Genomic DNA, 12,303 nt, shown 5'->3' on the forward strand with positions numbered 1-12,303 from the left:
CAGCTCACGCCGACGTGGACTTCGACGTCGATTACGACGACGTCTTGGAGGGCGACTTCGACGACGACTTCGAGGCCGACGTGGAGGGAGACTTCGACGTCGACTGGGACGGCGACGTGCTCGACTTGCCGCCACCCGCGCCCGCGCCGTTGGCGGCCGTCACCGCGGCCACCGCCTCCTTGGCCGCCTTCTGCGCGTCCTTCACCAGGTCCTCGGCGTCCGGCGTCTTGTCACCGGCCAGGCCCGCACCGTTGAAGTCGACGGTGACGACGACGTTCTCGACGCGCGCGACCACCGTCTGCTGCTTGAAGGTGCCTTCCTTCTTCTTCAGCTCGTAGCTCACGACCGCCGCCTCGTCGCCCGTACCGCTCACCGGCGTGGTCTTCACGCTCTTCGCGCCCTCGGCGGTCTGGGCGTCCTGAAGCTGCTTCGTGTAGTAGTCCCGCGCCAGCTTGTCGCCCGCGCCGCGCGTCACGTCCGACTCGAAGCGCAGCATCGACACGCTCAGCCAGCGGAACTGCGAGCCCTTCACCCCGTTGTCGGCCAGGCTGTCCCAGGAGCAACCGGCCCGCGTCGCCGTGTCGTTCGACGTGCCCTCCTTGCCGGAGTCGGCCTTCGGCACCAGGTCGTCCAGCGTCTTCTCCGTCACCACCGAACACGGCTCCGGAAGCTTCCCGTACGCCGCCGCCTGCACCGTCGGGGACGGACTCGCGGACTTGGAAGCCGAGCTCTTCTCCGCCGCCTTGTCCTTGCCGTCGTCGGAGCCGGAGTCCGAGGAGCAGCCGGCTGCCACCAGCATCACGGGTACGGCGGCCGCGGAGACAAGAACGCGGCGGAGTCGCTTCACTCGCTGGTCATGATGGTCACGCTGGGCTCGTCGCTGCATGGTTCCTTCACTCATGGCACGTTTGGTTCCTGCGGTCGGAACGGGTCCGAGGGGTCACGGTACGCGCTGGGAAAACCGCGTGGCGCTCCTTCAGACGCTTCGCGCACCCACCCCCACGAGCCCCGACCGGGCTCAGCCGCTCAGTGAATCCGCCAGCTGGGAAGCCAGTTTCCACGCCATGTCCTGCATTTCCTTGCTGTCGGGCACGACACCGAGCGTCGCCGACTGCTCCACGTACTCGACCGTCACCATCACGTTCGACGTGCGGAACGCCACAGTCACCGTGCGCCGCTTCGCCGTCGAACCGGAGCTGCTCAGCTCGTCGTCCACGAACGCCTCGTCGCCCAGGTCGTCCAGGAGCCGCGGCTGGAGTTCGTCGGGGGTGACACTCGCGGACGGGCTCGACGAGACGTCCGTGGACGACGACGCGGAGCCGGAGGGCGTGGCGCCCGGGACGGCGGACGTCGTACCCGACGGGGACGGCGAAGCGGACCCGGATCCGGACGCGGACTCCGACGAGGACGCCGAGTCCGAGACGACCGGCTCGGGCAGGTCGGCCGCCTCCACCTGCTCCGCGAAGAGCTGCTCTGCCTGGGTGGCGTCGCTCACCGAGTTGTCGTACGACACCACCCGCTCGAAGTCGACGAAGAGATGGTTGGTGGCGTCGGCCGACTCGACCTTCCAGCGGCAGCCGACCTTGCGGTCCGTGTCGTACGCGAGCGTCGCCTCGCCCGCGTACGCCTTCTCGCGCTGCTCGTCGTCCGTGATCTCCTGGATGCCGGGCAGCAGCGAGTCGAGGGTCTTGTCGCCGACCGCGCTGCACGGCTCCGGCAGGGTGCGGTACTTGCCGGGCTCGGCCGCCTCGGTCGCGACGCCGGGCTGCCCCGGGTTGGAGTTGTCCGAGGTGGCGCCGTCGTCCGAGCCGCCGGTGCAGCCGGCCAGCACCACCGCCAGGAGGGCGGCGACGCCGGGTACGTAGGCCTTCCGCTGCACGGTGCGGCTCCTCTCGCCGGTGTGGCTGTGGTCGGTGCTCCAGTGTCCCCGCTGGTTATTCGCTTGCCGCGCGGGGGCGACCCCTGCAGACAATGTGTATCGCACGCGCTGCCGTGAACGCCGGTCAGTCGTCCCTTTGACTGCCCTTGGCGCCGGTTTTGCGCTTTGAGACTTCTGTTTGCTTTCCGGGGGAATGAGGACGACATGTCGTACGTGGAGATGCCGGGCGCGAAGGTGCCGATCCGCATGTGGACCGACCCGGCGACGGTCGAGGAGGGCGCGCTCCAGCAGCTGCGCAACGTCGCGACCCTGCCGTGGATCAAGGGCCTGGCGGTCATGCCGGACGTGCACTACGGCAAGGGTGCGACGGTCGGTTCCGTGATCGCCATGCGGGGTGCGGTGTGCCCGGCCGCGGTGGGCGTGGACATCGGCTGCGGAATGTCGGCGGTGAAGACGTCCCTGACGGCGAACGACCTGCCGGGCGACCTGTCGCGGCTGCGCTCGAAGATCGAGCAGGCGATTCCGGTGGGGCGGGGCATGCACGACAGCCCCGTCGACCCGGGGCGCTTCCACGGGCTGGCGACGGCCGGGTGGGACGACTTCTGGGGGCGGTTCGGCGGGGTCGCCGAAGCGGTCAAGTTCCGTCACGAGCGGGCCGAAAAGCAGATGGGGACGCTCGGATCCGGAAATCATTTTGTCGAAGTGTGCACGGATACGACCGGTTCTGTGTGGTTGATGCTTCACTCCGGTTCCCGCAACATCGGCAAGGAACTGGCCGAGCACCACATCGGCGTCGCCCAGAAGCTCCCGCACAACCAGGGGCTGATCGACCGCGACCTCGCCGTGTTCGTCGCGGACACCCCGCAGATGGCGGCGTACCGCAACGACCTGTTCTGGGCGCAGGAGTACGCGAAGTACAACCGCACGATCATGATGGCGCTCCTGAAGGACGTGGTCCGCAAGGAGTTCAAGAAGGCCAGGCCCGTCTTCGAGCAGGAGATCTCCTGCCACCACAACTACGTGGCGGAGGAGCGGTACGAGGGCATGGACCTGCTGGTGACCCGCAAGGGCGCCATCCGTGCGGGTTCCGGGGACTACGGGATCATCCCCGGTTCCATGGGCACGGGTTCGTACATCGTCAAGGGCCTCGGCAACGACAAGTCCTTCAACTCCGCCTCCCACGGCGCCGGCCGGCGCATGAGCCGCAACGCCGCCAAGCGCCGCTTCTCCACCACGGACCTGGAGGAGCAGACGCGCGGCGTGGAGTGCCGCAAGGACTCCGGTGTCGTGGACGAGATCCCGGGCGCCTACAAGCCGATCGACCAGGTCATCGACCAGCAGCGCGACCTCGTGGAGGTCGTGGCGAAGCTGAAGCAGGTCGTCTGCGTCAAGGGCTGACGCGCCGGTGCACCGGGAGGTCTACGCCTCCCGGTGCACCTTCGTGTTCGAGGCCTGGGCGCGGGGGCGGACGATCATGAGGTCGATGTTGACGTGGGCGGGGCGGGTGACCGCCCAGGTGATGGTGTCGGCGACGTCGTCGGCGGTGAGGGGTTCGGCGACGCCCTGGTAGACCTTGGCCGCCTTGTCCTGGTCGCCGCCGAAGCGGGTCAGGGCGAACTCGTCGGTCTTGACCATGCCGGGTGCGATCTCGACGACGCGGACCGGGCGGCCGACGATCTCCAGGCGGAGGGTCTCGGCGAGGACGTGTTCGCCGTGCTTGGCGGCGACGTAGCCCGCGCCGCCCTCGTAGGTGGCGAAGCCGGCGGTGGACGAGACGACGACGATCGTGCCGTCGCCGCTCGCCTCCAGCTTGGGGAGCAGAGCCTGGGTGAGGTGGAGGGTGCCGATGACGTTCGTCTCGTACATGCGGCGCCAGTCGTCCGGGTCGCCGGTGGCCACGGGGTCGGCGCCGAGCGCGCCGCCCGCGTTGTTGACGAGGACGCCGATGGTCTTGAAGGCGGTCGCGAACTCGTCGACCGCCGCGCGGTCGGTGACGTCCAGGGGGTAGGCCGTCGCCTTGTGGCCGGCCGCCTCGATCTCCTCGGCGAGCGCCTCGATGCGGTCCTTGCGGCGGGCGGTGAGGACGACGCGGTATCCGGCGGCGGCGAGCTGCCGGGCCGTGGCGGCGCCGATGCCGCTGCTCGCACCGGTGACGACGGCGATTCGGGAGGCGGCGGACGGGGCGGCTGCGGTGGCCATGGGCTGCTCCTGGGCGTCAGGGACGGTACGAACGGTCGCCGCCAGCGTAGTCAGCCGCCGTTGCGCGGGGCCCACATGATCACGGCCATCCCGGCGAGGCAGACCAGGGCGCCGGTGATGTCCCAGCGGTCCGGGCGGTAGCCGTCGGCGATCACGCCCCACAGGATCGAGCCGGCCACGAAGATCCCGCCGTACGCGGCGAGGATGCGGCCGAAGTGGGCGTCGGGCTGGAAGGTGGCGACGAAGCCGTACGCGCCGAGGGCGAGGACGCCGCCGGTGGCCCACAGCCAGCCGCGGTTCTCGCGTACGCCCTGCCAGACGAGCCAGGCGCCGCCGATCTCGAAGAGGGCGGCGACGACGAAGAGGGCGGCGGAGCGGAGGACCAGCATGGGGGCAGCTTCGCACGGGCCTGCGGAATAACGGCCGGGGGCCGACCGTTGGGCGGGTATAGTTGAACCGTCAACAAACGGAGGTTGAGCGACCATGCAGTTCGGCATCTTCACCGTCGGCGACGTCACCCCGGACCCGACCACGGGGCGTACGCCGACCGAGCGTGAGCGCATCAAGGCCATGGTCGCCATCGCGCTGAAGGCGGAGGAGGTCGGGCTCGACGTCTTCGCGACCGGCGAGCACCACAACCCGCCGTTCGTGCCGTCGTCGCCGACCACGATGCTCGGCTACGTCGCGGCGCGCACGGAGCGGCTGGTGCTGTCCACCTCCACGACCCTGATCACCACGAACGACCCGGTGAAGATCGCCGAGGACTTCGCGATGCTCCAGCACCTGGCCGACGGCCGGGTGGACCTGATGATGGGGCGCGGCAACACCGGCCCGGTCTACCCCTGGTTCGGCAAGGACATCCGTGAGGGCATCAACCTCGCGGTGGAGAACTACGCGCTGCTGCACCGGCTGTGGCGCGAGGACGTCGTGAACTGGGAGGGGAAGTTCCGCACGCCGCTGCAGGGCTTCACGTCCACGCCGCGGCCGCTGGACGGGGTCGCGCCGTTCGTCTGGCACGGCTCGATCCGTTCCCCGGAGATCGCCGAGCAGGCCGCGTACTACGGCGACGGCTTCTTCCACAACAACATCTTCTGGCCCGCCGACCACACCAAGCGGATGGTCGAGCTGTACCGGGCCCGCTACGCCCACTACGGGCACGGCACCCCCGAGCAGGCGATCGTCGGGCTCGGCGGTCAGGTGTTCATGCGGAGGAACAGCCAGGACGCGGTGCGCGAGTTCCGTCCGTACTTCGACGTCGCGCCGGTCTACGGGCACGGGCCGTCGCTGGAGGACTTCACCGAGCAGACCCCGCTGACGGTCGGCTCGCCGCAGCAGGTGATCGAGAAGACCCTCGCCTTCCGCGACTACGCCGGTGACTACCAGCGCCAGCTCTTCCTGATGGACCACGCCGGGCTGCCGCTGAAGACCGTCCTGGAGCAGCTCGACCTGCTCGGCGAGGAGGTCGTGCCGGTGCTGCGCGAGGAGTTCGCCAAGAACCGCCCGGCGAACGTGCCGGACGCCCCGACCCACGCCTCCCTGCTGGCCGCCCGCAACGAGAGCACGAAGGACAACGAGAAGGAAGGAGTACGGGCATGAAGCTCGTCGTCGTCTCGGCGGGACTGAGCGTTCCGTCCTCCACCCGGCTGCTCGGCGACCGGCTGGCCGCCGCCACCGCCGGGCGGTCCGGCGCCGACGTCCAGGTGGTCGAGGTGCGCGACCTGGCCGTGGAGATCGCGCACACCTTCACCAACGGGTTCCCCGGGCGTGCGCTGTCCGCCGCGTTCGACGCGGTGGCGGCGGCCGACGGCCTGATCGTCGTGACGCCCGTGTTCTCCGCGTCGTACAGCGGGCTGTTCAAGTCGTTCTTCGACGCGCTGAGCGCGACCGACGCCGACGCGCTCGCCGGGAAGCCGGTGCTGATCGCCGCGACCGGCGGCAGCGCCCGGCACTCGCTCGTCCTGGAGCACGCGCTGCGCCCGCTCTTCGCCTACCTCAAGGCCGTCGTCGTCCCGACCGGCGTGTACGCCGCCTCCGAGGACTGGGGTGCCGAGGGTCTGGACGGGCGGATCGAGCGGGCGGCGGGGGAGCTGGCCGCGCTGATGGGCGGGTTGGCGGCGGTCCCCGGACAGGCCGGGAAGCCGGCCGGCAAGGCGGCCCGGGGCGCCGACGAGGTGGTGCCGTTCGAGGAGCGGCTCGCCGCGCTGCGGCCCGCCGGGTGAGATCTCGGTAAGAAGCCCGGCCGTCCGGTTCCGGGGCCTCTGGCCTTGGCAGACTGGACGGGTGCCCCGGACTGTTCTGCTCGCCGAAGACGACCGCGCCATCCGCCACGCCCTGGAGCGCGCCCTCACCCTGGAGGGGTACCGGGTCACGGCGGTCGCGGACGGCGTCGAGGCGCTGGCGCAGGCCCACCGCGGGCGGCCGGACGTGCTCGTGCTGGACGTGATGATGCCGGGCCTCGACGGCCTCCAGGTCTGCCGGGAGCTGCGTGCCGAGGGCGACCCCACGCCGATCCTGATGCTGACGGCGCTGGTGGAGACCGCCGACCGGATCGCGGGCCTGGACGCGGGCGCCGACGACTACGTGGTGAAGCCCTTCGACGTCGAGGAGGTCTTCGCCCGGCTGCGTGCCCTGCTGCGCCGCACGGACCGCGACCGCACGGACCGCGACCAAACGGACCGTGGGGCGGAGACGGGGCCGCCGGACGCGACCGCCCCGGCGCCGGACGTACCGCTGCCGGAGCCCGGACCGGAGGAGCCGGACGGCGGCCGGTACCTGGAGGCGGCCGGGCTGCGCATGGACCCGCGGGCCCGCCGCGCCTGGCGGGGCGGGCGCGAGCTGGAGCTGACCCGCACCGAGTTCGAGCTGCTGGAGCTGCTGGTCCGCAACGCGGGCATCGTGCTCGACCACTCCACCATCTACGACCGCATCTGGGGCTACGACTTCGGTCCCGGCTCCAAGAACCTCGCCGTCTACGTCGGCTATCTGCGCCGCAAGCTGGACCAGCCGGGCGCGCCGCGGCTGATCCACACCGTCCGCGGGGTGGGTTACGTGCTGCGGGAGCACTGAGTGGGCGCCTCCCCGCTCGGGCGCCGGCCCCGGCTGCTGTCGCTGCGGACGACGTTCGCGGTGTCGTTCGCGACGCTCACCGCGGTGGTGACGGTGCTCGTCGGGGTGCTGTCGTACAACGCCGCGGCCCGGCTCGTCCGGGTGGACCAGGAGTCGGTCTTCGCGCAGGTCGTGCAGGATCTGCGGGTCGAGGTGCGGCAGCAGCGGATGTCGCCGGGCGACTTCTCCTCGTCCGCGCCCGGTCACGACATCGTGCGCCCGGCCCGTACCGACGTGCAGGTGCTGGGGCCGGACGGTGAGGTCTCCGACCCGGCCGGTCCGCGGCTGCCGGTCACCGACGCCGACCGGCGGATCGCGGGCGCCGCCGTGGCCGGACGGATGGTCCAGCATCAGGACGTCGATGTCGGCCACGACGTCTTCCGGGTCGCGACGGTCTCCCTCGGCGGTGGCCGGGGTGCGGTGCAGGTGGCGCAGGAGTTCAGCGACACGGAGGACCTGCTGCGGGCCCTGCAGCGGCGGACACTGGTCCTGATGGCGGCGGTGGTGACGGCGGCGGGCCTGTTCGGCTGGTGGCTGGCCCGGCGTATCACCCGCCGTCTGATCGCCCTGACCTCGGCCGCCGAGGACGTCGCCCGGACCCGGCGGCTCGGCATCCAGGTGCCGGTCACCGGCCACGACGAGGTGGGCCGTCTCGGCCGCGCCTTCGACCGCATGCTGGGCCGCCTCGCCCAGTCGGAGGAGGACCAGCGGCGCCTGGTCCAGGACGCGGGCCACGAACTGCGGACGCCGCTCACCTCGCTGCGGACCAACATCTCGCTGCTGGGCCGCATCGACGAACTCCCGCCCGCCGCCCGGGAGGAACTGGTCGCCGACCTGGGCCAGGAGGCCCGCGAGCTGACCGACCTGGTCAACGAACTGGTCGAGCTGGCGGCCGGTCAGTCGGCCAGTGAGCCCCCGCAGCGGGTCGACGTGGCCGGGATCGCCCACGAGGTGGCGACCCTGGCCCGGCGCCGCACCGGGCGGGAGATCGGTGTGCGGGCCTGCGGCGAGACGACGACCGACGGCAGGCCGGCGATGCTGACCCGAGCGATCTCCAACCTGGTCGAGAACGCGGCGAAGTTCGATCCCGGCGGCACCGGTCCCATCGAGGTCGCCGTCGCCGGGCCCGCCCGGCCCGGCACGATCCGCGTCGAGGTCCGCGACCGCGGCCCCGGCATCGCCGAAGGTGACCTGACCCGGGTGTTCGACCGCTTCTACCGCGCCGCCGACGCCCGCTCCCGGCCCGGTTCGGGGCTCGGTCTGTCCATCGTGCGGGAGGTGGCGCTGGCGCACGGGGGAGCACCGTTCGCCTTTCGGCGGGACGGGGGTGGGGCGGTGATCGGGTTCACGGTCGCGTCCGGTGTCTCCGAGGTCTCCGGTGTCTCCGAGGTCTCCGAGGTTTCTGGGGCACGTCCGTCTGCTGGCGTGCGTGGCGCCATGTGACGCCAATCGGTGCCATACCGTGGCGCTGACGGTGTGCCGACCTGTCCACGGCAGCTGTGCCGGAGGCTCGGCTCTCACGTTTGCGCAGGTCAGGGCCGTCGCGCTGGAGTTTCTGAGAGTCAGGCGCCATGGATGCTTGCGTGTGGCGCCACTGTGGTGCCATGATGGCGTCATGGACCTCACCCCGTATGTCGACACCCTCCGCCGCGAACTCGCGGTGGCCGCCGAGGCCGGCGGTGACGAAGCTCGCGAGCTCGCCGAACGGCTCACCGCTCCGCTGGAGTCGGCGACCCGGCTGACCCTGCTCAACGTGCTCTCCGCCGCGATGGACGAGATCACCCGCGAACTCGCCCCCGGCTCGGTCGACGTACGGCTGCGCGGGCTCGAGCCCGACTTCGTGGTGACACCGCCGCCCACCGACGAGCGCGGCCCCGCCGAGCCGACCGCCGCGCCCGTCGAGGCGGTCAGGGCACCGGCACCCGCCGACACCGACGAGGGTGGCACCGCCCGCGTCAACCTGCGCCTGCCGGCCCACCTCAAGGCGCGCGCCGAGGAAGTCGCGAGCCGTGAGGGCCTGTCGGTCAACGCGTGGCTGGTGCGCGCCGTGTCGGCCGCGGTCGAGGGCGGTGGCGCACCGCGTACGGCGGAGCGGGCCCGCAGTGTCGGGCAGAGCTTCACCGGCTGGGTGCGCTAGCCGCGCCCGCGACGCCCGTACTCGAAAGAAACCAAGCAGAGCACCCACACCACGTCCCACCAGCGGGGACGCCCCACGGACTCATGAGGACGGTACAGCCATGCCTTCTTTCGACACTCCCGAACCGATCACGGTGACCGCCCACGTGGGCGCCGGTTCCATCCGGTTCACCGCGGGCGACCGGCTCGACACGGTCGTCGAGGTGCGGCCCGGCGACCCCAAGCGGGACAAGGACGTACGGGCCGCCGAGCAGACCGAGGTCTCCTACGCGAGCGGTGCCCTGACGATCAGCACGAAGGAGCGCCGCTTCATCGGGCCCACCGGCTCCGTCGACGTGACGGTGGAACTGCCCACGGGCTCGCGCATCGACACGACCGGTTCCTGGACCCAGGTCCTCGGCGAGGGCCGGCTCGGCGAGGTCCGGGTGAAGACCCCGGGCGGTGACGTCCGCCTGGACACGACGGGGCCGCTCCAGCTCACCGCCTCCCACGGCTCGGTCACCGTTGAGCGGGTCGAGGGCACGGCCGAGATCACCACCAGCTCCGGCAGTGTGCGCGTCGGCGTCATCGACGGCGCGGCCGAGCTGAAGAACTCGCACGGCTCCACCACCGTGGGCGTCGCACTCGGCGACCTGCGGGTGAAGAACGCCAACGGTGACATCAACGTCGCCCGAGCCGAGGCCTCGCTCACCGCCACCACCGCCCACGGGACGCTGCGGGTGGACGAGGTGGCCCGCGGCGAGATCCGGCTGGAGACCTCCTACGGCGCCATCGAGGTCGGCGTCCGCGAAGGCACGGCCGCCTGGCTCGACGTCCACTCGAGCGGCGGACAGGTGCGCAACACCCTCACCGCGTCCGGCAGCCCCGCGGAGAGCGAGGAGACCGTCAAGGTCCACGCCCGTACCCGGTACGGCAACATCGACGTCCGCCGCGCCAGGGTCTGAGCACCGGCCCCATCGAGCTCGCCGGTCCCCATCGAGCTCGCCGATCCCCATTGAGCTCGCCGGTCCACCTCGACCTCACCGGTCCACCTCGACCCGCCCCACCTCGACCCCCAGTCACTTCACCCTTCGAACGGGAGGGCTCCATGCCTTCGTCTGTCATGCCCACGCCCAGGCAGGTGGACGGTCAGTCGTCGCCGGCCGCCGTCTCCGCCGTCGGTCTGCGCAAGTCGTACGGCGACAAGGTCGTCCTCGACGGCGTCGACCTGCACATCCCGGCCGGGTCCGTGTTCGCGCTGCTCGGGCCGAACGGCGCCGGCAAGACCACCGCCGTGAAGATCCTCTCCACGCTCATCTCCGCCGACGGCGGGCAGGCCCGGGTCGCCGGTCACGATCTGGCCGCCGAGGCGCAGGCCGTGCGGGCCGCGATCGGTGTCACCGGTCAGTTCTCGGCCGTGGACGGGCTGATCACCGGCGAGGAGAACATGCTCCTGATGGCCGACCTGCACCACCTCTCCAAGCAGGAGGGGCGGCGGGTGGCCGCCGAGCTGCTGGAGCGGTTCGACCTCACCGAGGCGGCGAGGAAGCCCGCCTCCACCTACTCCGGCGGTATGAAGCGCCGTCTCGACATCGCCATGACCCTGGTCGGCGACCCGCGGATCATCTTCCTCGACGAGCCCACCACCGGCCTCGACCCGCGCTCCCGCCACAACATGTGGCAGATCATCCGCGAGCTGGTCAGCGGCGGCGTCACCGTCTTCCTCACCACCCAGTACCTGGAGGAGGCCGACGAACTCGCCGACCGCATCGCCGTGCTCAACGACGGCAGGATCGCCGCCGAAGGCACCGCCGAGGAGCTGAAGCGGCTGGTCCCCGGGGGCCACGTGCGCCTGCGCTTCTCCGACCCGGCCGCCTACCAGTCCGCCGCGACCGCCTTGCGCGAGGTCACCCGGGACGACGAGGCGCTGGCCCTGCAGATCCCCTCGGCCGGCAGTCAGCGCGAGCTGCGCTCCCTCCTCGACTGGCTCGACTCGGCCGGCGTCGAGGCGGACGAGCTGACCGTGCACACCCCCGACCTCGACGACGTCTTCTTCGCCCTGACCGGCGGCACCGACCAGCCCAAGGAGGCTGTCCGATGAGTGCTCTCTCCCTCGCCGTGCGCGACTCGTCCACGATGCTGCGCCGCAACCTCCTGCACGCCCGGCGCTATCCCTCCCTCACCCTGAACCTGCTGCTCACGCCGGTCATGCTGCTCCTGCTCTTCGTCTACATCTTCGGCGGCGCGATGAGCGCGGGCCTCGGCGACGGTGGCGGCGGCCGGTCCGCGTACATCGCCTACATCGTGCCGGGCCTGCTGCTGATGACCGTCGGCTCGACCACGATCGGCACCGCGGTGTCCGTCTCCATGGACATGGCCGAGGGCATCATCGCCCGCTTCCGCACCATGGCCATCCACCGCGGCTCGGTCCTCATCGGGCACGTCATCGGCAGCGTGCTGCAGTCGATCGCCAGCGTCATCCTCGTCGGCGCCGTCGGCGTGGCCATCGGCTTCCGCTCCACCGACGCCACCGCCCTGGAGTGGATCGCGGCGCTCGGGCTCCTCACCCTGTTCGCCCTGGCGCTCACCTGGATCGCCGTCGGCATGGGCCTCATCAGCCCGAACGCCGAAGCCGCCAGCAACAACGCCCTGCCTCTGATCTTCCTCCCGCTCATCTCCAGCGCCTTCGTCCCGGTCGACGCGATGCCGGGCTGGTTCCAGCCGATCGCCGAGTACCAGCCCTTCACGCCGGCCATCGAGACCCTGCGCGGGCTGCTCCTCGGCACGGAGATCGGCCACGACGGATGGCTGGCCGTGGCCTGGTGCCTGGGGCTGGCGGTCCTCGGTTACTTCTGGTCGAAGTCGGTCTTCAACCGCGACCCGCGGTAGCCGGAACGACCGAGCACCTCGTCCCACCCGGGGCGGGGGGGGGGGCCCCCCCCCCCCCCCCCCCCCCCCCCCCCGGGGGGGGGGGGGGGGGGGGCCCCCCCCACCCCCGGAGAGGG

Annotated in this window: 13 protein-coding genes; 9 read left to right on the forward strand and 4 right to left on the reverse strand. The window is 71.5% G+C overall.

Annotated features, from left to right (window positions below; all coding sequences use genetic code 11):
* Nucleotides 1-31: 31 nt before the first annotated feature.
* Nucleotides 32-901: a DUF3558 family protein gene (locus ACIGO6_RS20870; RefSeq protein WP_399878328.1), complete on the reverse strand. Its 870-nt coding sequence runs from the start codon at nt 899-901 to the stop codon at nt 32-34.
* A 117-nt stretch (nt 902-1,018) separates the two neighbouring features.
* Nucleotides 1,019-1,879, reverse strand: coding sequence for a DUF3558 domain-containing protein (locus tag ACIGO6_RS20875; RefSeq protein ID WP_399878330.1), 861 nt, complete (start codon nt 1,877-1,879; stop codon nt 1,019-1,021).
* Between the two features lie 204 nt (nt 1,880-2,083).
* On the opposite strand from ACIGO6_RS20875, the gene ACIGO6_RS20880 reads away from it, so the two are divergent.
* Nucleotides 2,084-3,277, forward strand: a complete 1,194-nt coding sequence (locus ACIGO6_RS20880) for an RtcB family protein (protein WP_399878333.1) — start codon at nt 2,084-2,086, stop codon at nt 3,275-3,277.
* Nucleotides 3,278-3,298: 21 nt separating this feature from the next.
* Here ACIGO6_RS20880 and ACIGO6_RS20885 read toward each other — a convergent pair whose 3' ends face one another.
* Nucleotides 3,299-4,078, reverse strand: a complete 780-nt coding sequence (locus tag ACIGO6_RS20885) for an SDR family NAD(P)-dependent oxidoreductase (protein ID WP_399878335.1) — start codon at nt 4,076-4,078, stop codon at nt 3,299-3,301.
* A 50-nt stretch (nt 4,079-4,128) separates the two neighbouring features.
* Complete coding sequence (locus ACIGO6_RS20890; protein WP_399878338.1) at nt 4,129-4,467, reverse strand: YnfA family protein; 339 nt, start codon at nt 4,465-4,467, stop codon at nt 4,129-4,131.
* 94 nt (nt 4,468-4,561) lie between these two features.
* Between ACIGO6_RS20890 and ACIGO6_RS20895 the strand changes: the two genes are divergently transcribed.
* The 8 genes from ACIGO6_RS20895 (at nt 4,562) to ACIGO6_RS20930 (ending at nt 12,187) form a co-directional block, all read left to right on the forward strand.
* Nucleotides 4,562-5,674 (forward strand): LLM class flavin-dependent oxidoreductase, encoded by a 1,113-nt coding sequence (locus ACIGO6_RS20895; protein ID WP_399878341.1) that lies wholly within the window; start codon nt 4,562-4,564, stop codon nt 5,672-5,674.
* On the forward strand, nt 5,671-6,297 hold the full coding sequence (locus tag ACIGO6_RS20900) for a CE1759 family FMN reductase (protein ID WP_399878343.1): 627 nt from the start codon (nt 5,671-5,673) through the stop codon (nt 6,295-6,297). Before ACIGO6_RS20895 ends, ACIGO6_RS20900 begins: the two co-directional genes overlap by 4 nt.
* Nucleotides 6,298-6,358: 61 nt before the next feature.
* On the forward strand, nt 6,359-7,144 hold the full coding sequence (locus ACIGO6_RS20905; RefSeq protein ID WP_399878345.1) for a response regulator transcription factor: 786 nt from the start codon (nt 6,359-6,361) through the stop codon (nt 7,142-7,144).
* Nucleotides 7,145-8,626: an ATP-binding protein gene (locus ACIGO6_RS20910; protein WP_399878349.1), complete on the forward strand. Its 1,482-nt coding sequence runs from the start codon at nt 7,145-7,147 to the stop codon at nt 8,624-8,626.
* A gap of 172 nt (nt 8,627-8,798) precedes the next feature.
* The gene (locus ACIGO6_RS20915; protein WP_399878351.1) at nt 8,799-9,320 is read left to right on the forward strand and encodes a hypothetical protein; all 522 of its coding nucleotides are present in this window, start codon (nt 8,799-8,801) and stop codon (nt 9,318-9,320) included.
* Nucleotides 9,321-9,420: 100 nt separating this feature from the next.
* Nucleotides 9,421-10,263: a DUF4097 family beta strand repeat-containing protein gene (locus tag ACIGO6_RS20920; protein WP_399878353.1), complete on the forward strand. Its 843-nt coding sequence runs from the start codon at nt 9,421-9,423 to the stop codon at nt 10,261-10,263.
* A gap of 143 nt (nt 10,264-10,406) precedes the next feature.
* Nucleotides 10,407-11,399, forward strand: coding sequence for an ATP-binding cassette domain-containing protein (locus ACIGO6_RS20925; protein WP_399878355.1), 993 nt, complete (start codon nt 10,407-10,409; stop codon nt 11,397-11,399).
* Nucleotides 11,396-12,187: an ABC transporter permease gene (locus tag ACIGO6_RS20930; RefSeq protein ID WP_399878358.1), complete on the forward strand. Its 792-nt coding sequence runs from the start codon at nt 11,396-11,398 to the stop codon at nt 12,185-12,187. The genes ACIGO6_RS20925 and ACIGO6_RS20930 overlap by 4 nt, the downstream gene beginning before the upstream one ends.
* Nucleotides 12,188-12,303 lie beyond the last annotated feature (116 nt).

It is taken from the genome of Streptomyces sp. NPDC053750 (genome assembly GCF_044544295.1).
Classification (GTDB): domain Bacteria; phylum Actinomycetota; class Actinomycetes; order Streptomycetales; family Streptomycetaceae; genus Streptomyces.